We start from the raw sequence: 21,108 nt of genomic DNA, 5'->3' as shown, positions 1-21,108 counted from the left end.
ACCCTACAACGGCAAGGTTTTGTAGGGCGGTTAAGCAAAGCGTCACCCGCCAGCGATTGCTGAAGTGGTTTTACGCGCAAACCGCATCCGTAAACGGTCAAAGAACAGATATACCACCGGCGTGGTGTACAACGTCAGCAATTGGCTGACCACCAGACCGCCGACAATGGTAATCCCGAGCGGCTGGCGTAGTTCCGCGCCATCACCGCTGGTAAGCACCAAAGGTAATGCGCCAAACAGCGCTGCCAGCGTGGTCATCATAATCGGGCGGAAACGCAGCAAGCAGGCCTGGAAAATGGCCTCTTCAGGTTGCAGATTGCCGTTGCGCTGCGCGTCGATGGCGAAGTCCACCATCATGATGGCGTTCTTCTTCACGATGCCGATTAACAGCATGATACCGATGAGCGCAATCAGGCTAAATGGCGCACCAAAAATTTCCAGCGCCAGCAATGCGCCAACCCCCGCAGACGGCAAAGTCGACAGAATCGTCAACGGGTGAACGTAGCTCTCGTACAAAATTCCCAACACGATATAGACCGTGGCGATGGCGGCGATGATTAACAACACCTGCGATTTCATGGTGTCCTGGAAAACTTGCGCGGTACCGGCGTACATGCCGCGCACCGTTGAAGGCACGCCGAGCGCGGTCATGGTACGGTCGATAGCTTCACTGGCTTGTGACAACGAGACACCCGTCGGCAGGTTAAAGGAAACCGTCGAGGCGGCAGAAAGCCCCTGATGGTTCACCGACAGCGGCGCATTTGCCGGCTGCCATTTTGCAAACCACGACAGCGGTATCGCTTTGCCTTCTTTATTAATGACGAACATTTGATCCAGTGCGCTGATGTCTTGCGTATAGCGCGGGTCAACTTCCATCACCACTTTGTACTGGTTAAGCGGCTGATAGATGGTTGAAATCTGGCGCTGGCCGAAGGCGTTATTCAACAAGGCATTGGCGTCTTGTACGCTAATTCCCAGACGCGCCATCGAGTCACGGTCATAAAGCAGATCCATTTCCGCGCCGTTGTTTTGGCTGTCGGAGTTAACGTCAGCAAGTTGCGGCAGTTTGCTCAGCGCCTGGCGGATTTTTGGCTCCCAGGTTCGCAGATCGGCCAAATTATCGGAAAGCAGCGTGTACTGGTAACTGGCGTTGGCCTGACGACCACCGACACGAATATCCTGCACCGCCATCAAGAACAGGCTGGCACCCGGCTCTTTTGCCAGTGATTTGCGCAGGCGGTCGATCACTTGTTGTGCGGTTTCTTTGCGCTCGGAAAGTGGCTTGAGCGAGATAAACATCATGCCGCTGTTAACGCGCGAACCACCGGTAAAGCCGGTGACGTTCTCCACTGCCGGATCATCACGCACAATCTTCATGAAATCCTGCAACTTACCGCGCATCGCCTGGAAGGAAATGCTTTGGTCGGCCTGAATATTGCCCATCAAACGCCCGGTATCTTGCTCCGGGAAAAAGGTTTTCGGGATGGCGATATACAACCAAATGTTGAGCGCCATGGTCGCCAACAGCACTACGCCAACCAGTTTGGTATGATTCAACACCCACTTCAGCGAGCGGCCATAGCCTTGCTGCATCGCCACTAGCAGGCGACCAAATCCACGCTGACGAGTCGGAGAATGCTTCGGGTTATTCTTTAATAACCAGCCACACATCATCGGCGTCAGGGTAATCGACACCACCAGCGAAATCCCGATGGCGACCGACAGCGTGACGGCAAACTCTTTAAACAAGCGGCCAGGCAACCCGCCCATTAATAGCAACGGCAGGAATACCGCCACCAGCGATAAGCTCATTGACAGCACGGTAAACCCGACTTCGCGCACCCCCTGAAGTGCGGCCTGCAACGGTTTAACTCCCGCTTCGAGATGACGTGAAATATTTTCCAGCACCACAATGGCGTCATCCACCACAAAACCGGTGGCAATCGTTAGCGCCATTAGCGACAAGTTGTTCAGGCTAAAGCCGCACAGATACATGGCGATAAACGTGCCGATTAACGACACCGGAACCGCTACCGCTGGGATAAGCGTGGCGCGGCCAGAGCGCAGGAACAGGAACACCACCAGAATCACCAGCGCGACTGAAATCACCAGCGATTGCTCGACTTCCGCAAGTGAGGCACGAATGGTTGGCGAGCGATCCTGAGCGATTTGCAAATCTATTGAAGCCGGAATGGTTTCACGCAGATCGGGGATTTTTGCCCGAATGCGGTCCACCGTTTCGATGATGTTTGCTTCCTGTGACTTACGGATCATCAGCAAAATCGCCGGTTTCGCGTTCGCCATCCCGGCGTTACGCACATCCTGCACCGAGTCGCTCACGGTGGCGACATCGCTCAAATGCACCGCCCCACCGTTGTTGTAATGGATGATCAACGGCTGATATTCGGCTGCGGTTTTCAGTTCATCATTAGTCTGCAATTGCCAGCGGCGTGAGCTGTCTTCCACCGCACCTTGCGGGCGACGGACGTTGGCGTTATCAATAGTGGTACGCACGGCATCCAGTGAAACGCCCTGGTTAAACAGCGCCTGCGGGTTGAGCGCCACGCGTACCGCCGGGAGCGAGCTGCCGCCGACATCCACATCGCCCACGCCATCAATTTGCGCCACGGTTTGCGCCAGTTGCGTGGAGGCAAAATCATATAACTGCCCCTGGGAAAAGGTGTCGGAAGTTAGCGTCAGAATCATAATCGGCGCATCTGACGGGTTGGCTTTGCGGTAGGTCGGGCGGCTTGGCATTCCGCTCGGTAACAAACTTTGCGCCGCGTTGATTGCCGCCTGCACATCGCGTGCAGCGCCGTTGATATCCCTGTCGAAGGTAAATTCCAGAATGATGCGCGTACTGCCCAGTGAACTTGATGAGGTCATCTCATTTACGCCCGCAATGCGCCCGAGTGCGCGCTCAAGCGGTGTGGCAACCGACGAAGCCATAGTTTCTGGCGAAGCGCCCGGCAGTGATGCACTAACCATAATCACCGGGAAATCCACCTGCGGCAGCGGGGCTACCGGCAGCAGACGGAAGCCCAGCACGCCGCACAAGGTAATGGCGACAGTCAGTAAAATGGTGGCGACTGGCCGATAGATGAACAGTGCGAAGAATTTCACAGCACTTCCTCATCACGACGAGCAAAACGGCGACGCACCGCGTGCGACAGGTTATCGAACAGCAAATAGATAACCGGCGTAGTAAACAGCGTTAGCACCTGGCTGACCAGCAACCCGCCGACCATGCCGATACCCAGCGGGCGGCGCAGTTCCGCACCCACGCCCATCGACAGCATCAACGGTAATGCACCCAGCAACGCAGCAAGGGTGGTCATCAGTATCGGGCGGAAGCGCAGTAAGCAGGCCTGATAAATCGCGTCGTAGGGTTTCATCCCTTGTTCACGTTCAGCGGCCAGCGCGAAGTCGATCATCATGATGGCGTTTTTCTTGACGATACCGATAAGCAAAATGATGCCAATGATGGCAATAACATCCAGTTCGGCTCCCGCCAGCATCAGCGCCAGTAGCGCCCCGACACCTGCCGTTGGCAACGTCGACAAAATAGTAATCGGGTGAATAAAGCTTTCGTACAACACGCCGAGCACGATGTACATCGCCACTACCGAGGCAACAATCAACCAGATGGTGTTGCCTAACGCCGCCTGGAAGGCGAGGGTGCTACCCTGGAATTGGGTGCTAATGTCTGCCGGCATCGCCAGATCTTTTTCCGCCGCCGTAATCGCCTGCACCGCTTCGCCGAGCGAATGGTCACTGGTGACGTTGAAGGAGAACGTGGACGACGGGAACTGGTCGAGATGGTTGACGGTCAGCGGTGCAAAACGCTGCTCGATTTTGGCAATGGCGCTGAGCGGCACGCTGCCGCCATCGGTGCTGGCAAGGCGAATGTTATCCAGCCCGCCTAGCCCAGGCGTGGTACTGGTGTCGTGCTCGAGCACCACGCGATACTGGTTTGCCTGGGTGTAAATGGTGGAAATCAGGCGCTGACCAAAGGCGTTATACAGTGCGTTATCGACATCTGACATCGAAATACCCAGGCGGCTGGCGCTGGCGCGGTCAACATTGATATATGCCACCAGCCCCTGATCCTGCCAGTCGCTGCTGACATCCGCGAGTTCCGGAAGCGCGCGCAGTTTTTCGGTTAGTTGCGGCACCCAGGTGCTGAGTTCGTCAAGCGAGGTAGCCTGTAAGGTGAACTGATACTGCGTGCGGCTGACGGTGGTGTCGATGGTCAGATCCTGCACCGGTTGCAGGTAAAGCTCGACGCCCGGCACTTTAGCCACATTATTTTGCAGCCTCTGAATCACCACCGGAATGCGGTCATCACGGTCGTTCAGCGGCTTGAGGTTGATTTGCAAACGCGCACTGTTGAGCGACGGGTTGGTGCCATCCACGCCAATAAACGACGTCAGGCTTTCGACCGCCGGATCTTTCATGATGACATCGGAAACCTGCTGCTGGCGCTGCGCCATGCTGGAAAACGAAACCGATTGGGGGGCCTGCAAGGTGCCCTGAATAATCCCGTTATCCTGAATCGGGAAGAAGCCTTTAGGAATGAAAATCCACAGCACCACCGTCAGCGCCAGGGTGCCAAACGCCACGCCCAGTGTCAGCCACGGGTGGTGCAACACGCGGGTCAACAGGCGGCCATATCCGGCAATCACACGGTCGAAGAAACGCTCACTGGCGCGCGAAAAACGGTTCTGTTTGCGCAGCGATTCGTGGCTTAACATGCGTGCGCACATCATCGGCGTTAGCGTTAATGACACTACCGCTGAGATTAAAATGGCGATCGCCAGCGTGACGGCAAACTCGCGGAACAGGCGGCCAACAATATCGCCCATAAACAGCAGGGGGATCAGTACCGCAATCAGCGAAAAGGTCAGTGAGATAATCGTAAAGCCAATTTCTCCGGCCCCTTTCAATGAGGCAGCCAGCGGCTTTTCGCCTTTTTCGATATAACGCGAGATGTTTTCAATCACCACTATCGCGTCATCAACCACAAAACCGGTGGCGATAGTGAGCGCCATTAGCGTCAGGTTGTTGATCGAAAAATCAAGAAACACCATCACGCCAAAGGTACCAATCAACGACAGCGGAACCGCCACCGCCGGGATAATGGTCGCCGGGACATTGCGCAGGAACAGGTAAATAATCATCACCACCAGGGCGATGGCGAGCATCAACTCATGCTGGGTGTCGCTGACCGAGGCACGAATATTGGTGGTGCGGTCGCTGAGTAATTTCACTTCGACCGATTTAGGCAAGCTTTTGGTTAATGCGGGCAACATCGCACGAATGCTGTCGGCGGTGTCGATGATATTCGCGCCAGGCTGGCGTTGCACGTTCATCACAATCGCCGGCTGCTTGTTGGCCCATGCACCGAGCCAGGCGTTTTCCGCCCCTTGCTCAACGGTGGCGACATCGCCAAGGCGAATCGGCGCACCGTTCTGGTAAGCAATAATCAGATTGCGATACTCCGCGGCAGACTGCATTTGGTCGTTTGCAGATAGCGTCACGGAGCGGTCCGGGCCATCAAGGCTGCCTTTTGCCGAATTGACGTTGGCGCTGGTAATTGCGGTGCGTACAGTTTCGCTGGTTAAACCTAGTGCGGCAATCGCTGGCGCGTTCAGTTTCACGCGCACCGCAGGGCGCTGGCCGCCGGAAAGCGTTACCAGGCCGACACCGGAAACCTGGGAGATTTTCTGTGCCACGCGCGTTTCCACCATATCTTCGACTTGCGTCATTGGCATGGCGGTTGAGGTGACGGCGAGCGTCATAATCGGTGGATCGGCCGGGTTCACTTTGCTGTAAACCGGCGGGTTCGGCAGGTCAGTCGGCAACAGGTTAGTGGCGGCGTTAATCGCCGCCTGCACTTCTTGTTCGGCGACATCAAGCGGCAGCGTTAGCTGGAATTGCAGCGTCACCACCGAAGCACCACCGGCACTTTGCGAAGACATTTGTTTCAGGCCAGACATCTGCCCAAACTGGCGTTCAAGTGGGGCGGTGATCGCCGACGTCACCACATCCGGGCTGGCACCTGGATAGAGTGTGACGACCTGAATTGTCGGGTAATCGACTTCTGGTAGCGCTGAAACTGGCAGGAAGCGGTAACCGATAATCCCGGCAATTAAGATAGCCACCATTAGCAGGGTGGTGGCAACAGGCCGCAGGATAAACAGGCGCGATGGGCCTCCTGTGGCGCCAGGGGGTAATACCTGCATCAGGAAGCCGCTCCGTTACGATGATGTTTTGCTGGCGCGTCAGTGCTTTTTGCCGGAGTGGTTGAGGTCGCGGATTGTGCTTCAACCACTTCCACTTTGGCGCCTTCGGTCAGGCGGTCAATACCGTCGGTTATCACGCGGTCACCGGCAGAAACTCCGGCGGTGATCACGACTTTCTGGCTATCCTGAATGCCGATGGTTACCAGATGTTTGCTGACTTTATCTTCGCTATTAAGCACCCAAACGAAGTTGCCTTCGTTACCCATTTGTACTGCTGCAGTCGGGATGACGACTGCATTTTGCTGGGTATCCACCAACATGCGCGCGTTAACGAACTGGTTTGGGAACAGCGCGTCGTCTTCGTTATTGAAACGCGCCTTGAGTTTGATGGTACCGGTGGTGGCGTCGATTTGGTTATCGAGACTCAGTAAAGCACCGCTGCTTAGTTTCAGCTTGTTGGTACGATCCCACGCTTCGACGCTCAGTGTCATACCCGCTTTCTGTGCTTTTACCACCGTGGCAATATCATTTTCAGGCAAGGCGAAAATCAGGTCGATAGGGTGCGTTTGGGTGAGAACCACAATGCCAGTGGTATCACTGCTGGAAATCTGGTTGCCGACATCGACTTGTTTTAAACCGACGCGGCCATCAATCGGTGCGGTGATGCGGCTCCAGTCGAGCTGTAATTGCGCGCTGGCAACGGCGGCTTCATCGGCCTTAATAGTACCGACAGATTCATTGACTAACGCTTGTTGGGCGTCCAGTTCCTGGCGGGATACCAGGTTGGTTTTGACCAGTTGCTGAAAACGCGCCAAATCGCGGCGAGCATTGGCGAGAGTCGCCTGATCTTTTGCCAGTTGGCCTTGAGCCTGGGCAAGAGCGATTTTGAACTGGCTTGGGTCGATTTCTGCCAGCAAATCACCGGCTTTAACTTGTTGCCCTTCCTGGAAGTGAATCGCCTGTAATTGCCCGTCGACACGGCTGCGTACCGTCACGGTATTTGCCGCAGTAATGGTACCGAGGCCAGTGAGATAACGCGGCACCGATTCACTGGTCGCTATTGCCGCCTGAACCGGAGCAAGCGCCGCACCGCGCATCCCATGACGACTGCCAGCGGAGCGCTGTTGTGCTGATTGCGAACCTGCGGTGTCGTTACTGGAATTCGTGCTGCGCCAGTAAAAAACGGCGGCAATAACGACAATGACTGCGGCTGCAATCCATAACCCACGTGCGGTGCGAGTGCCTTTCATAGTTGTAAGTGTTCTCTTCCTGGAGCCTATAGGCCTAATGATACTAGTGTAGTGAGTGAGGGTGGCGGAAAAATGGAGGAAATATGAAGTACTGTATGGATAAGTCTTAGAAGGCGGTTTTTTGCGTACAGGCTCGTAGGAATACGCTTGAATAGTATCCTGTTCATATCTTCAGCAATAAACTGTAGTTTATATTACGAATATAACCTATAGTTTATAAGGCGACGCTATGACATGGAAGATATTGACTACAAAACGGTATGAAGAATGGTTTGATGAGCAACACAATGATCTTCAGGAAAAGATGCTTGCAGTGATGGGGCATTTACGGTTTTGGGGGCCTTGTTTGCCTCGTCCCTATGCCGACACTGTAAATGGTTCACGTTTTGCCAACATGAAAGAGTTGAGAGTTCAGCACCAGGGTAAGCCCGTTCGGGCATTTTATATTTTTGATTACCGCCGGAATGCTGTTCTGTTGTGCGCAGGTGATAAGTCGAAAACTAAACGGTTCTACGAATCGATGATCACGATTGCGGACAAAGAGTTTATAGCTTGGTTGAAGTCACAGGAAAAATAATATGAAAAACAATCCGAAAGGTTACAGCACATTAGAAGAGTTAATTGCTCGTCGTTCACCTGAAAGTCAGCAACGAATAGCTGAAGCGACTCAGGAACTGATTCTGGAAAGCTGTTTGAATATGATTCGCGAGCAAATGGGCTGGTCGCAGCAACAACTGGCCGACGCGATGGGCATTAGCCAACCGGCGGTGACGGCGATTGAAAAACGCGGTAATGAAGTCAAATTGGGGACGTTAAAGCGTTATATCGAAGCGCTGGGCGGCAAGCTTTCGCTGCAAATTGAATTTCCCGATGGGGTGAAACATCTGAAAATCTAAAACGCCGTGAGTTTCCCCACGGCGTTGTGTTTTAGTCTTTAAATACCACATCAGCCCAGCGGGCCAGACCTGCGGTCACCGAGCCGAAATCATCGCCGCCTGCCAGCGGAATGCCTGGTAATTGCTGCGCCAGTGCCTGTTTTAGCAACGGTGAACGGGCGCTACCGCCGGTAAGATAAATCACATCCGGTTTCACGGCGCTGTTTTCCAGTGCCAGCGTGACTTGCTCCAGAATCCGTTGTAGCGGCTGGCTAATCGCACTTTCCAGCTCGGGTTGGCTGATTTCGCAGCCTAATTCTTTGCTGATAAACGGCAGCAGCGTGGCGACTTGTTGGCTGTCGGAAAGCGCAATTTTGCTCTCTTCCGCAGCACGCACCAGGCGATAGCTCAGGCGCTGACGCCAGACTTTTTGCAGATACGCGACTTTTTCAGGATCGCGTGAATCACGTACCAGTTCATTGAGCATGCGGCCATTGGCACTGCTGTAAAAATCGTTTTGCGCGGGAACGTCGTTTATCGCCACCGCATTCCACCACGGCAATACTGGCAGTGCGATGCCTTTCTCTGTTTGACCACCCATCCCTAATAATGGGGAAAGCTGTTTGAACGCCAGCATAATATCGAGGTCGTTACCGCCAACACGGCAGCCACTGTGGCCGAGCAGGCTTTGTTCGCGGTCGCGACGGGCGCGCCATTGCGGCCCCATCAGCAAGACTGAGCAGTCGGTGGTACCGCCACCGATATCGACGACCAGCACCTGTTTTTCTTCGGTTAGCGTGGCTTCAAAATCCAGGCCTGCGGCTACCGGTTCAAACTGAAACACCACATCTTTAAAGCCAGCACGATGTGCTGCGCGGTCAAGAATACCTTGCGCCTGCTGGTTTGCTTCATCGCCACCTAAGCCCTGGAAGTTAATCGGGCGGCCAATCACGGCCTGGGTAATCGGCTCGGCCACCTGGCTTTGCGCCTGATTGCGGATGTGCAGCATCATGGCGCAGACTAAATCTTCAAACAGCGCGACTTGCTGCGGTTTTAAGCCGGTGGCGCCAAGGAAAGATTTTGGCGATTTAACAAAGTAAACCTCTTCCGGGTCTTCCATGTACTGGCGCAGGGAACTGAGCCCGAACTGCACACTACCGGGCAAAACATCAATATCTTCTTCGCGGTTAAAAGAGACCGCACGGCGTAGCAAAGCCTGGGTTTCTTTCCCGGTTGCCGGAACCTCATGATGGCGATATAACCACTCACTGACCGCTTCACGCGTTGGTGCACACAGCATCGACGGAAGCAATGTTGAACCGTTTTCCATCTCCAGCGCTTGTGGAACACCATCGCGCATCACTGCTACAGAGCAGTTTGCAGTACCATAATCAAAGCCTATAAATTGCATAACGTCCCCATGCCGGTGAAGAAGGGGGGCGACTTTAGCGGAATGTCAGGCGTCGGGCAACTATTTGGGCAGAAGTTAACGAACCACAGGACGAGATAATGTATCAACTGAACTACAACCCGCCTTATGACTGGCAGTGGATGTTTGGATTTCTGGCTGGCCGCGCGGTCAGTGGCATTGAAACCGTCAGTGAAACACGTTACTGCCGCAGCTTTGCACTCGGTCACTATCAGGGATTACTGACGCTAGTTCCTGACGAAGCGGCCTGTCAGTTGAATGTGACCCTGAGTGCAGGTTTGCAGCCGGTTGCCAGTGAAGTTCTGCAACGTATAAAGCAACTGCTGGATCTCGAATGCCAGCCGCAGATCATTCTTGAAAGCCTGGGGGATTTATCGGCGGCCCGCCCAGGATTGCGTTTGCCGGGTTGTATGGACACTTTTGAACAGTCGATACGGGCGATTTTAGGTCAACTGGTGAGTGTGGCGATGGCGGCAAAACTCGCCAGCAAACTGGCGCAAGCTTTTGGTGAGCCAATGGCCGAAGACCCGAACTGGCGGATTTTCCCAACGCCCGAGCGCCTGGCATCATTAAGCCCTGAACAGCTCAAAGCCCTGGGAATGCCGCTTAAACGCGGCGAAGCGATTATCCATCTGGCGCGTTTAATGGTGGCAGGGGTATTTCCGCAACAGTGCCCTGCAGATGTGGAACAAGGGGTCAAGGCGCTGACAACGTATCCAGGCATTGGCCGCTGGACAGCAAACTACATTGCTTTACGCGGCTGGCAGGCCAGCGATGTCTTCCTGGCCGATGATTACCTGATTAAGCAACGATTCCCGGGCATGACACCGGCGCAAATTCGCCGTTATGCCGACCGCTGGAAACCCTGGCGTTCTTATGCGTTGTTGCATATTTGGTATAGCGAGGGTTGGCACCCCGATATTCCCGATTGAATCCCAATTCCCACAGGGAATCAGTTAATCGCGAAATAGCTGGTATTAAGCAACATCTCCAGCGGCAGCGGTTGGGTGACAGCTTCACCATAGATCAGGTCGATGCCGATGCCGGAAAGCGTGTCCATTACCATCGGCATATCGGCTGGCCCGGCAATGGTTTGCAGGAACTGGCGCTGTGCATGACCGTGGATAATGGTGACCATCATTTCGTCCATCAGGTTGGAATGCACGTTCTGAATCAGTTCCTCATCAACAATGATATAGCTGAACTTCTGGCGTGAAATTCGTTTAAAGATGTCGAGGTCACGCCCGACGTGACTGAGGATTAAATGGCAGCCGCTGTCACGCAGGCGTTGCAGGTTCCTGTCAATCTTTTCATCTTCACTCTGTAGCGCTTCGCAATGGATGACCAGGTGCAGCAAGCGTGCTGGCAACACACTGCGCGCTAAACGAGCCAGGATTTCATCGACCACTGTGTCACTGGCGAGACCGTGAGAGGAGAGGGCTAGCGCCACTCCAAAGCCTTTATTGGTCACTGGCTGGGCATATTTACTGAAGAACTCTTCGAAAATCCGCAGATCGAGTGTGCATTGCAGCTCTTTGTCCGTTACTGCGGCGCGGAATGCAGACTCATCCAGCACCGCGTCGTCACTTCCCCAGAAACGTAATGACAGCAGATAGAAACTGGTCGATTCCGGGATGCGCGGTGGGGCAATGGCACGGGCGACCATCAGGATTGGGCTGTCGTTAATGATGCGCTTTTGCTCATCCATCGGCAGGTTTTGATTCTCTTTGCGGATGCTGTGCTGTGAAGATTCAAACACCGTAACCCGGCCACGCCCGCCATTCTTCGAGGCGTAGCAGGCAATATCCGCCTGTGAGAGTACTTCAGACGCAATACGGTTGTCGGCATCAACTTGCGTGATACCGGCACTTGCGCCGATACGATGTAAACGCCCATTCCACGTAAAGTGATAGTCATTAATGCTTTGGATTATTCGCTCAGAAATATGGCGCGCATTATCCGATGAGCAATCAGGCAGCAGTAGGCCAAATTCATCGCCACCCAGGCGCGCGAGGAAATCGCCGGTGCGTAACATGCTGAGCATCAATGACGACAATTCACGCAGTAATGCATCGCCAGCAGCGTGACCCGCGGTGTCGTTTACCGCTTTAAAGCGGTCGAGGTCGATAAACACCAGGGCATGGCGTTGACGATTTTCTCCGGCACTTTGCAGCAAACGTTTGAGATGATTTTCGAAGCTGACGCGGTTGGCAAGGTGGGTTAGCCCATCGTGCGAGGCGCTGTAACTCAACTGTTTGAGCATTTTGCGCGATTCGGTCACATCCTGAATAACCAGCACTGAGCCGATACTTTGCCCATCGAGCGTGGTGAGCGGCGTGATGCTGTAATGGATATCGTAACTGCCGCCATTACGGCAATGCAGAACCACCTCATGTTCGATGGTGGTGCGTGAATAATCGCCGCTATGAATGTTTTCCATCACCGGGCCTGTGTCGCCGAAAGTGATGTGCAGGATAGCCAGAATATGTTGGCCGATAGCCTGCTGTTGCGGCCAGCCGCTGAGCTTTTCGGCGATCGGGTTCATAAAGGTGATATTCATATCGACGTCGGTACAAACTACGGCCTCACCGATGGAATCCAGCGTGATGTGCAGACGCTCTTTTTCCTGATACAGCGCTTCGTTCAGTTGCTTAACTTCCGTCATATCCATGTTGATGCCGAGCAGGCGCTCAACATCACCATTTTTATTCAGCACGCGGTTTGCTAGCGAACGGATATGGCGAACGCCTTCTTTAACATGGATGCGGTATTCCATCTTAAACGGAATACGAGCTTGTAGGGCATCGCGCACCGTTTTCTCAGCAGCGACCGCGTCATCTGCAACAATACGTTCAAGCCACAAAGCGTATGTTGGTTTCACATGTGGCGGGACTTCGTAGAGGTCGAACATGCGTTTATCCCAACTGATAACATCGCTCCCCAGATCCCATTCCCAAATACCAATGCCGCCTGCTTCATTAGCCAGCGTGATGCGCTCCATCAGACGTTTGTTCACCCACTCGGTATGTTTGAGGTCGTTAATGTCTTCAATTTGCGCGATTAAATAGAGTGGGGAACCGTCAACGTCACGCACGATAGAAACGGCCAGTAACGCCCACACCACATCACCTTTACTGGTGTAATAGCGTTTTTCCATCGAATAGCTATTAATACTGCCGCTGACCAACATATTGAGTTGCTGTAGATCGGCGTGTAAATCTTCCGGATGGGTGATTTGTTGGAACGTCAGCGAACGCAGTTGTTCTGCCGTATAACCGAGGAATTTGCTCAGCGATTTATTGACTTGCAACCACTGGCCGTCTGTCGAAACCAGTGCCATACCGATGGCGGAATACTCCATCGCGTTACGAAAACGCGCTTCGCTTTCAGTGATGTGCTTGCGCTCTTCACGGAATGAATACATCACCATGGTCATGACGTTGGCAGGCAATAAAATCATCAGGAAGGGGAGCCACGGAGCATTATTCATTACCGTGGTATGAGGCTCCATGGAGACCTGGTTGTGAGTAGCCATCATTAATGAAACAACCATCAATGTGCCGAGGAAAACAATAAAGGCTTCCAGACGTGGCAGGCGAATCGCACTCCACATCAGAAACACAATAATAAAGGTAAATGGCCACGGCATATAACGCAGTGTCAGGTAGCTAAGGGCCAACGTAACGACCAAAGTGAATATGGTTTCTAGTAATAAATTGGGATTTTTATGGCGCAATAAATAGCCAGGTTTAAACAATAACGCCGTTGGCACTAACGCAAGCGCGCCGATAGTTTCGGAGAGCACCCAGACGAAAAAAGTTTTGGCGAGGTTACCGCTATCAGGACCTGCCAGCCATAACGCCAGTACGCCGCCGACAATAGGCGGAACGATCGCGCTACAGATGACCAGCTTGACCCAATTGCTCAGGTTTTGCAGCGGGTTATGCTGCGGCAACATGCGGCGCATTAATGAGGCGCCGAGCAACGCCTCAATAATATTAATGATGGTGTACCCGAGACTAATCTCATGCAGTGGCTGAAAAATAGCGGAAGCGCAGAGATTTCCTAATGTACACACCGCAATGACCATGGGCCATTTACGGAAAGTATTGCGGAATAAAGCCACCATCATTAGGGAGGTCGGGAACCACAGTGGGGCTAAAACAGTCCCTACAAGAGATAATTCCAGCGAGTACCAGGTAAATATAAAGCTTAAAAGCCCCAACCCCACAGGCAGTACGAAGGAAGGCATCGCGAATAACTCTTTTGTGCTTTGTTTGATCATTACCGCAAATCCGTTAAGGCGTGCCGCCAGGTGCCATGCCCGGATGCAAATAAAAAGATAAGTTTCGGTTTATGCTAGTACAAACAATTTACATTTCCTATGTAGTCTGGTCATAAATTAGCATCAAGAAGTCATAAATACTGATATTTGACAGACTTATTTTCCTTTTGCGTGAAAAACCATTCTTATTGCATGGGTATTGATTCCTTTGCTTTGTGCAGCTTATCTGTCTGGTAGCTTAAATCACCTCCCAAAGCGCATTACTCTGGTATCAGCGGGCGGATCTCCCTATAATTGCCGCGTTTGACGTCTCTCACGTCGCCCCTCCTCAACATTTAAGTCAACAAGGCTCGTTACAACATGACTGACAAGTCCCATCAATGCGTCATCATCGGGATAGCCGGTGCGTCGGCTTCAGGAAAAAGTCTTATAGCCAGCACACTGTATCGCGAACTGCGTGATCAGGTTGGTGATGAACACATTGGTGTCATTCCAGAAGACAGTTACTACAAAGACCAAAGCCATCTTTCGATGGAAGAACGAGTCAAGACCAATTACGACCATCCCAACGCGATGGACCACAATTTGTTGTTCCAGCATCTTCAGTCGCTGAAAGCCGGTAATCCGATTGAGCTGCCGGTTTATAGCTATGTGGAACATACCCGTACCGGTAACACTGTTCACTTAATGCCCAAGAAAGTGATAATTCTGGAAGGGATTTTGTTGCTGACCGATGCGCGCCTGCGCGAAGAGATGAACTTCTCCATCTTTGTGGATACGCCGCTGGATATTTGCCTGATGCGCCGTATGAAACGCGATGTTAACGAACGTGGCCGTTCAATGGATTCCGTGATGGCCCAGTATCAGAAAACCGTTCGTCCTATGTTTTTACAATTCATCGAACCCTCCAAGCAGTATGCCGATATTATCGTGCCGCGCGGGGGAAAAAACCGTATCGCCATTGATATTCTGAAGGCGAAAATCAGTCAGTTCTTTGAATAACCCTGGTATTTACCTGTCGTAGCGTGGCTATATCTGGCGCGCTGTGGCAGGGTAACCAAAACTGAGCTTGATAAGGAGCATCAACGATGCGTTTGTGTGACCGCGATATAGAAGCCTGGCTTGATGACGGGCGCTTAACGATTACCCCTCGTCCGCCAGTTGAACGCATTAGCGGTGCGACTGTTGATGTCCGTTTGGGGAACAAATTCCGTACCTTCAGCGGCCATACAGCACCGTTTATTGATTTAAGCGGCCCGAAAGATGAAGTGAGCGCCGCTCTTGAACGCGTGATGAGCGACGAAATTGTCCTCAACGAAGGCGATGCCTTCTATCTGCACCCTGGCGAGTTGGCTCTGGCGGTTACGCTTGAATCCGTTACGCTGCCTGCTGATTTAGTCGGTTGGTTAGACGGACGTTCATCCCTGGCACGTTTGGGGCTGATGGTGCACGTCACCGCACACCGTATTGACCCAGGCTGGCATGGCTGTATCGTTCTTGAGTTCTATAATTCCGGTAAACTACCGCTGGCTTTACGCCCTGGCATGATGATCGGTGCACTGAGCTTCGAGCCACTCTCAGGCCCGGCGGCACGCCCTTATAACAGCCGCCAGGATGCAAAATATCGCGATCAGCAAGGTGCGGTTGCAAGCCGTATTGATAAGGACTGAGTTCCCATCTGTATGAGGGCTGTATGAAACGATTTTTAACCACGCTGATGATCTTGCTGGTGGTACTGATAGCCGGTCTTTCTGCGTTGGTGCTGTTGGTTAACCCCAATGACTTTCGTGCATATATGGTGCGCCAGGTTGAATCACGCAGTGGCTACCAGTTGAATCTGGATGGCCCACTGCGTTGGCACGTCTGGCCACAACTGAGTATTTTATCCGGGCGTATGTCACTCACGGCACCCGGCGCCAGCCAGCCATTACTCACGGCTGAAAACATGCGTCTGGATGTCGCGTTAATTCCGCTGATTTCCCATCAATTAAAAGTTCACCAGGTGATGCTCAAAGGGGCGGTGATTCAACTTACCCCGCAAACTGAAGAGCGCCGTGCGAAAGATGCCCCAGTTGGCCCATCAGGCAATATCCCGGAACCTGACGAAACACGAGGTTGGTCTTTCGATATCGCCAAATTGAAAGTTGCCGACAGCGTGTTGGTGTTCCAGCACACCGGTGACGAGCAAATCACGGTGCGTAATATCAATCTGCAAATGGAGCAGAATGAGAAAAAACAGGCGCACATTGAGCTGAGCAGCCGCATTAACCGCGATCAACGCGATATGAACATGTCGTTGGTCGCCGATCTGAATGCTGCCGATTATCCGCAGCAGCTTAGCGCCACTATCTCTAAGTTCAATTACCAGCTTCAAGGGGCCGATCTTCCTGCTAACGGGATTTCTGGCACTAGCTCGATGACGGCACGCTGGATTGAACCTGAGCGTCGTCTCGAACTCAGTCAGTTGCAATTGACGGCGAACGACAGTGATTTGCAAGGCAGCGCGAGTGTGGTGCTGGAAGAGAAACCTCAGTGGGTGCTCAATCTCCGCTCCAATAAATTGAATCTCGATGCTCTGGTGGCTGCGAATGCAGTAACCAACACCCAGGCGGTACAGCGGGCGCAACAGCAACCGACGTTGCCACGGCCGATTATCGCCTCAGGAATTGAAGATACCACTTACCAGAACCTGCGCGGCTTTAGTGCGCAGGTTAACCTTGCCGCTTCCAGTGTGCGCTGGCGCGGGCTGAACTTCACCGATGTGCAATCGGCGATGACTAACCAGTATGGTCTGATGACGGTGTCTGAGCTGACGGGGAATCTGGGGCGCGGTAGCATGTCGTTCCCGGGTGAACTTGATGTTCGCAACAATCCACCGCAATTAACCTTCCATCCGAAAGTAGACAACATCGAGATCGGGCAGATTCTGACTGCCTTCGACTATCCGATTGCCCTGTCTGGCTTGCTGTCGATGGAAGGGGAGTTTAACGGCGACAAACTCAATGCCGACGCTTTCCGCCGCAGTTGGCAAGGTGATGCGAGCATTACCCTGTCAAATTCCACTATGCAGGGGATGAACTTCCAGCAGTTGATTCAGCAAGCGGTAACGCGCAGCAATAGCGATGTGCAGGCTAAACAAAACTTCGACAATGTCACAACGCTTGATAACCTCACGGCGCAGGCCAGGCTCAATAACGGCAATCTGGAGCTCAAGAAAATGGAAGGGAAATCTTCTATGCTGGAGCTGACCGGGCAAGGTTCACTGGATTTAGTCAAACAGCAATGTGATACCCGATTTAATGTCACCGTGCTGGGCGGTTGGGAAGGGGACAGCAAGCTGATTGAGGTGCTGAAAACCACGCCAATCCCATTGCGCGTGTATGGTCCTTGGCAGAAGCTGAATTACTCTCTGCAAGTGGATCAGGCACTGCGCAAGCAGTTGCAGGGTGAAGCGAAACGTCGATTGAATGACTGGCTGGATAAGCACAAAGACAGCAAAAATTCGAAAGATGTGAAAGAGTTATTGAAGCAGCTTTAATCACATCAATATGGCGGATGACGCTTGCGCTTATCCGCCCTACAACGGCTAAATCTCTTTCGTAGGTCGGGTAAGCGAAGTGTCACCCGACATTAACTTCGCGCCTTACACTTCGTAATCCATCTCTTCATCGTCCTCGAGCGGCACAATCTGCACTTTCTGAACACGATGGCTTTCCACTTGCAGAGTGCGTAACAGGAAATTCCCTACCTCAACCGTTTCTCCGGTGACCGGAATATGCTGGAGCGATTCCATCAATAACCCGGCAATAGTGTGATAGTTACGTTTGTCTTCCAGCGGCAACGGTACGTACTGGACTAAATCCTCGAGCGGCATATGGCCGTTTGCCGTCCAGCTTCCATCCGGGTTTTTCTGGATGTCGTGGCGCGCATCGATCTCTTCCACTTCATTGGGCAGATTACCAGCGATGGTTTCCATCACGTCACTTAACGTCACCACTCCTTCGACGGAACCAAACTCATCCACCACAAAAGCAAAGTGTGTTCGGCCATGACGGAATTGCTCCAGCGCCGTCAGCAACGGCAGTGTTTCCGGGAAAACCAGTGGCTGGCGAATCAGCACTTCAAGATTTAACGGCTCGCCATTTAGCGACTGCTGGAGCAAATCGATGATATGCACCACACCCAGAATTTCATCGTCATCGCCGGTTATCACCACGCGGGTATGTTGGTTTTTATCCAGTAGCGCGCGGATCTCTGGCTCGGGCTCACTCAGGTTGATGTGTTCGACGTCATGGCGTGAGGTCATGATGCTGCTCACTGTGCGCTGGTTCAGGTTCAGCACACGTTCAATCATCAGCCGTTCTTGCGGTTCGAAAATTTCGTCTTGCTGCGCGTGATCGGCAATCAACGATGCCGTCTGTGCGTCTAACTCAGCCTCTTCCTTTTTACCGTTTAACAAACGCAACACGGCTTCAGCAGTGCGCTGGCGCAACGACTGGTCGGCTGATAAGAAGCGGCGGCGATTGAAAATGGCGAGTTGGTTCAGACTTTCAATGATCACTGAGAAGCCAATGGCGGCGTACAAATAACCTTTCGGGATATGGTAGCCAAAGCCGTCAGCCACCAGGCTAAAACCAATCATCAGCAGGAAGCTCAGGCACAAAATCACAATAGTCGGATGGCTATTCACAAAACGTGTCAGCGCTTTGCTGGCTAACAGCATCAGGCAAATCGCGATAATCACCGCCGCCATCATGACGGGTAGATGGTCAACCATCCCGACGGCCGTAATCACCGAATCCAGCGAAAACACGGCATCCAGAACCACAATTTGCATCACCACGGGCCAGAACCGCGCCCCACGCCGCTGGGTCTGGCTTTCGCTGTCTTTGCCCTCGAGCCGCTCATTAAGTTCAACGGTCGCTTTGAATATCAGGAACAACCCGCCGAATAACATGATCAGATCCCTCGCACTAAAGGCGAGATCGGCGACATGAAACAGCGGGCGAGTCAGCGTGACAAGCCATGATATCGAGGCCAGCAACAGTAAGCGCATCAACATGGCGAGGATAAGCCCGGTTACGCGTGCGCGGTCACGTTGGGCTGGAGGTAATTTTTCGGCAAGAATAGCAATAAACACCAGGTTATCGATTCCAAGGACTAGCTCAATAACGACCAGTGTTACCAGGCCTGCCCAAATCGAGGGGTCGGCAATCCACTCCATATGCTTTTCAGTAGCTCCACTAAAGATGACAAATGTCACCATGAAATGATGGTGAACCAGGATAAAAAATGCAATGTCAGGGGTGGGATAAATCCTGCACCGCTTAAATGCCAGGTAATCCTCCGCTTAAAACCTTTTAATTGCCATGGTAAACGATTCATTATTTTGTGAAATAAACGCCGATTGCATTTTCTTATAATGAAATTCACATGAGATAGTTCTGTATATTATTGTTTGACGTACCACTTATTAATTTCCTGTCAATATAAAGAAAATCCTAAAGCGATATAAATGTGCGGTTAATATTATTCTTAAAAGTCCCGATATTGTTCGGTGGTGCCTTGCCTGATATAGGCTTAACTGCAACAATCGATATCGTTATCTGATAATAGATGTATTTTTATTATTTCCTGTATACAAAACTATTTTATTTTTAGTGGGTTGGTAGCTGCAAGCCAGGGGCGGTAGCATGCTTGAAGGCCAGAGAATAAGCCTCAATTATTCTGTCAATAGGATGTCGGGAAATAAGTGTTTTTTTAGGATTGATGCCAGTTATTCCTAACGGCAACCAGGTTTCAATTCATGCCTCATTCATAAACCTAACGAGTCACTTATTTTATTCGTTCAGGATAATTACTCTGCCATAGTGATAAATACTCAATGATAAAATACAAACTTAAATTGATGCCTTTATTGGTGTCGGTAACCCTTATGAGTGGTTGCACAGTCCTCCCCGGAAGCAATATGTCAACGATGGGGAAAGATGTTATCAAGCAACAGGATTCAGATTTCAATCTGGACCGTATGGTTAACGTGTATCCGTTAACACCGCGCCTGGTAGAACAATTACGCGTTCGTCCGGCTGTCGCTCAGCCAAATATGTCCCTCGATCAGGAAATTTCTGCTTATCAATATCGCGTAGGGCCAGGGGATGTCCTGAACGTCACCGTCTGGGATCACCCGGAACTCACCACGCCTGCGGGCCAATACCGTAGCTCAAGCGATGCCGGGAACTGGGTACAGTCAGACGGCACCATGTTCTACCCGTACGTCGGCAAAGTGAAAGTTACCGGTAAAACCCTTTCTGAAATTCGTAGTGATATTACCAGCCGCCTTGCGACGTACATCGCAGATCCGCAGGTGGACGTTAATATCGCTGGGTTTAGATCTCAAAAAGCGTACGTCTCGGGCCAGGTCAACAAATCAGGGCAGCAGGCGATTACCAACGTCCCGCTCACCGTTCTGGATGCGATCAATGCCGCAGGTGGCCTGACCGATGCTGCCGACTGGCGCAACGTCGTGCTGACGCACAACGGCCAGGAAAAACGGATTTCCCTGCAAGCGTTGATGCAAAACGGTGACCTGAGCCAGAACCATCTGCTCTATCCTGGCGACATTTTATTCGTGCCACGCAATGACGATCTGAAAGTGTTCGTGATGGGCGAAGTGAAGAAACAGACCACCCTGAAAATGGACTTCAGCGGCATGACGCTGACCGAAGCGCTCGGCCAGGCCGAAGGTCTGGATATGACCGCCTCAAACGCCAGCGGTATCTTTGTGATTCGTCCAATCAAAGAGAAGCAGGGCGGCAAAATTGCCAACATTTATCAGCTTGATATGTCCGATGCGACTTCGCTGGTGATGGGCACCGAATTCCAGTTGCAGCCTTATGACGTGGTGTATGTCACCACCGCACCGGTCACGCGCTGGAACCGTCTGATCAACCAACTGCTGCCAACCATCAGTGGCGTTCGTTATATGACGGACACCGTCAAAGATATCCATACCTGGTAAGGCGCT

At 52.3% G+C, this 21,108-nt stretch carries 13 protein-coding genes; 7 read left to right on the top strand and 6 right to left on the bottom strand.

What is annotated here, in order from left to right; translation table 11 throughout:
- Window positions 1-42 precede the first annotated feature (42 nt).
- The 3 genes from mdtC to EC843_RS05950 are packed head-to-tail and all read right to left on the bottom strand — an operon-like array spanning window position 43 to window position 7,495.
- Complete coding sequence (mdtC, locus tag EC843_RS05960; protein ID WP_133521893.1) at window positions 43-3,123, bottom strand: multidrug efflux RND transporter permease subunit MdtC; 3,081 nt, start codon at window positions 3,121-3,123, stop codon at window positions 43-45.
- Complete coding sequence (locus EC843_RS05955) at window positions 3,120-6,245, bottom strand: MdtB/MuxB family multidrug efflux RND transporter permease subunit (protein WP_133521892.1); 3,126 nt, start codon at window positions 6,243-6,245, stop codon at window positions 3,120-3,122. Before EC843_RS05955 ends, mdtC begins: the two co-directional genes overlap by 4 nt.
- A complete protein-coding gene (locus tag EC843_RS05950) occupies window positions 6,245-7,495 on the bottom strand; it encodes an MdtA/MuxA family multidrug efflux RND transporter periplasmic adaptor subunit (RefSeq protein WP_133521891.1) in 1,251 nt (416 codons plus the stop codon). The genes EC843_RS05955 and EC843_RS05950 overlap by 1 nt, the downstream gene beginning before the upstream one ends.
- Window positions 7,496-7,724: 229 nt before the next feature.
- Here EC843_RS05950 and EC843_RS05945 point away from each other — a divergent pair, with 229 nt between their 5' ends.
- Together EC843_RS05945 and EC843_RS05940 are read left to right on the top strand one after the other, a co-directional pair.
- Window positions 7,725-8,072 carry a type II toxin-antitoxin system RelE/ParE family toxin gene (locus EC843_RS05945; RefSeq protein WP_064545177.1) on the top strand — a complete coding sequence of 116 codons (348 nt, stop codon included), beginning with the start codon at window positions 7,725-7,727 and terminating at the stop codon, window positions 8,070-8,072.
- A gap of 1 nt (window position 8,073) precedes the next feature.
- A complete protein-coding gene (locus EC843_RS05940; RefSeq protein ID WP_064545179.1) occupies window positions 8,074-8,391 on the top strand; it encodes a helix-turn-helix transcriptional regulator in 318 nt (105 codons plus the stop codon).
- A 31-nt stretch (window positions 8,392-8,422) separates the two neighbouring features.
- Here the strand turns inward: EC843_RS05940 and yegD are convergent, their stop codons facing one another.
- Window positions 8,423-9,781, bottom strand: coding sequence for a molecular chaperone (yegD, locus tag EC843_RS05935; RefSeq protein ID WP_133521890.1), 1,359 nt, complete (start codon window positions 9,779-9,781; stop codon window positions 8,423-8,425).
- Window positions 9,782-9,879: 98 nt separating this feature from the next.
- Here yegD and alkA point away from each other — a divergent pair, with 98 nt between their 5' ends.
- On the top strand, window positions 9,880-10,731 hold the full coding sequence (alkA, locus tag EC843_RS05930) for a DNA-3-methyladenine glycosylase 2 (RefSeq protein WP_121815292.1): 852 nt from the start codon (window positions 9,880-9,882) through the stop codon (window positions 10,729-10,731).
- Between the two features lie 20 nt (window positions 10,732-10,751).
- Here alkA and EC843_RS05925 read toward each other — a convergent pair whose 3' ends face one another.
- Window positions 10,752-14,084 (bottom strand): diguanylate cyclase, encoded by a 3,333-nt coding sequence (locus EC843_RS05925; protein ID WP_133521889.1) that lies wholly within the window; start codon window positions 14,082-14,084, stop codon window positions 10,752-10,754.
- Window positions 14,085-14,444: 360 nt separating this feature from the next.
- Between EC843_RS05925 and udk the strand changes: the two genes are divergently transcribed.
- The 3 genes from udk to asmA all read left to right on the top strand — a co-directional run bounded on the left by udk (window position 14,445) and on the right by asmA (window position 17,622).
- Window positions 14,445-15,086, top strand: coding sequence for a uridine kinase (gene udk, locus EC843_RS05920; RefSeq protein ID WP_064545187.1), 642 nt, complete (start codon window positions 14,445-14,447; stop codon window positions 15,084-15,086).
- Window positions 15,087-15,172: 86 nt separating this feature from the next.
- Window positions 15,173-15,754, top strand: a complete 582-nt coding sequence (gene dcd, locus EC843_RS05915; RefSeq protein WP_064545189.1) for a dCTP deaminase — start codon at window positions 15,173-15,175, stop codon at window positions 15,752-15,754.
- 23 nt (window positions 15,755-15,777) lie between these two features.
- Window positions 15,778-17,622 carry an outer membrane assembly protein AsmA gene (gene asmA / locus EC843_RS05910; protein WP_064545191.1) on the top strand — a complete coding sequence of 615 codons (1,845 nt, stop codon included), beginning with the start codon at window positions 15,778-15,780 and terminating at the stop codon, window positions 17,620-17,622.
- Between the two features lie 105 nt (window positions 17,623-17,727).
- On the opposite strand, the gene EC843_RS05905 is transcribed toward asmA, so the two are convergent.
- Window positions 17,728-19,308 carry a TerC family protein gene (locus EC843_RS05905; RefSeq protein WP_064545193.1) on the bottom strand — a complete coding sequence of 527 codons (1,581 nt, stop codon included), beginning with the start codon at window positions 19,306-19,308 and terminating at the stop codon, window positions 17,728-17,730.
- Window positions 19,309-19,968: 660 nt separating this feature from the next.
- On the opposite strand from EC843_RS05905, the gene EC843_RS05900 reads away from it, so the two are divergent.
- Window positions 19,969-21,102 carry a polysaccharide export protein gene (locus EC843_RS05900; RefSeq protein WP_064545195.1) on the top strand — a complete coding sequence of 378 codons (1,134 nt, stop codon included), beginning with the start codon at window positions 19,969-19,971 and terminating at the stop codon, window positions 21,100-21,102.
- Window positions 21,103-21,108 lie beyond the last annotated feature (6 nt).

It is taken from the genome of Buttiauxella sp. JUb87, from assembly GCF_004361975.1.
Taxonomy (GTDB): domain Bacteria; phylum Pseudomonadota; class Gammaproteobacteria; order Enterobacterales; family Enterobacteriaceae; genus Buttiauxella; species Buttiauxella ferragutiae.
This window is presented reverse-complemented; position numbering and strand designations above follow the sequence as displayed.

Excerpts from the sequence above, each read along its gene's own strand:
- EC843_RS05955 (WP_133521892.1), bottom strand. The coding sequence starts at position 6,245 with ATGCAGGTATTACCCCCTGGCGCCACAGGAGGCCCATCGCGCCTGTTT.
- EC843_RS05950 (WP_133521891.1), bottom strand. The coding sequence starts at position 7,495 with ATGAAAGGCACTCGCACCGCACGTGGGTTATGGATTGCAGCCGCAGTC.
- EC843_RS05945 (WP_064545177.1), top strand. The coding sequence starts at position 7,725 with ATGACATGGAAGATATTGACTACAAAACGGTATGAAGAATGGTTTGAT.
- EC843_RS05940 (WP_064545179.1), top strand. The coding sequence starts at position 8,074 with ATGAAAAACAATCCGAAAGGTTACAGCACATTAGAAGAGTTAATTGCT.
- yegD (WP_133521890.1), bottom strand. The coding sequence starts at position 9,781 with ATGCAATTTATAGGCTTTGATTATGGTACTGCAAACTGCTCTGTAGCA.
- alkA (WP_121815292.1), top strand. The coding sequence starts at position 9,880 with ATGTATCAACTGAACTACAACCCGCCTTATGACTGGCAGTGGATGTTT.
- EC843_RS05925 (WP_133521889.1), bottom strand. The coding sequence starts at position 14,084 with ATGATCAAACAAAGCACAAAAGAGTTATTCGCGATGCCTTCCTTCGTA.
- udk (WP_064545187.1), top strand. The coding sequence starts at position 14,445 with ATGACTGACAAGTCCCATCAATGCGTCATCATCGGGATAGCCGGTGCG.
- dcd (WP_064545189.1), top strand. The coding sequence starts at position 15,173 with ATGCGTTTGTGTGACCGCGATATAGAAGCCTGGCTTGATGACGGGCGC.
- asmA (WP_064545191.1), top strand. The coding sequence starts at position 15,778 with ATGAAACGATTTTTAACCACGCTGATGATCTTGCTGGTGGTACTGATA.
- EC843_RS05905 (WP_064545193.1), bottom strand. The coding sequence starts at position 19,308 with ATGGAGTGGATTGCCGACCCCTCGATTTGGGCAGGCCTGGTAACACTG.
- EC843_RS05900 (WP_064545195.1), top strand. The coding sequence starts at position 19,969 with ATGATAAAATACAAACTTAAATTGATGCCTTTATTGGTGTCGGTAACC.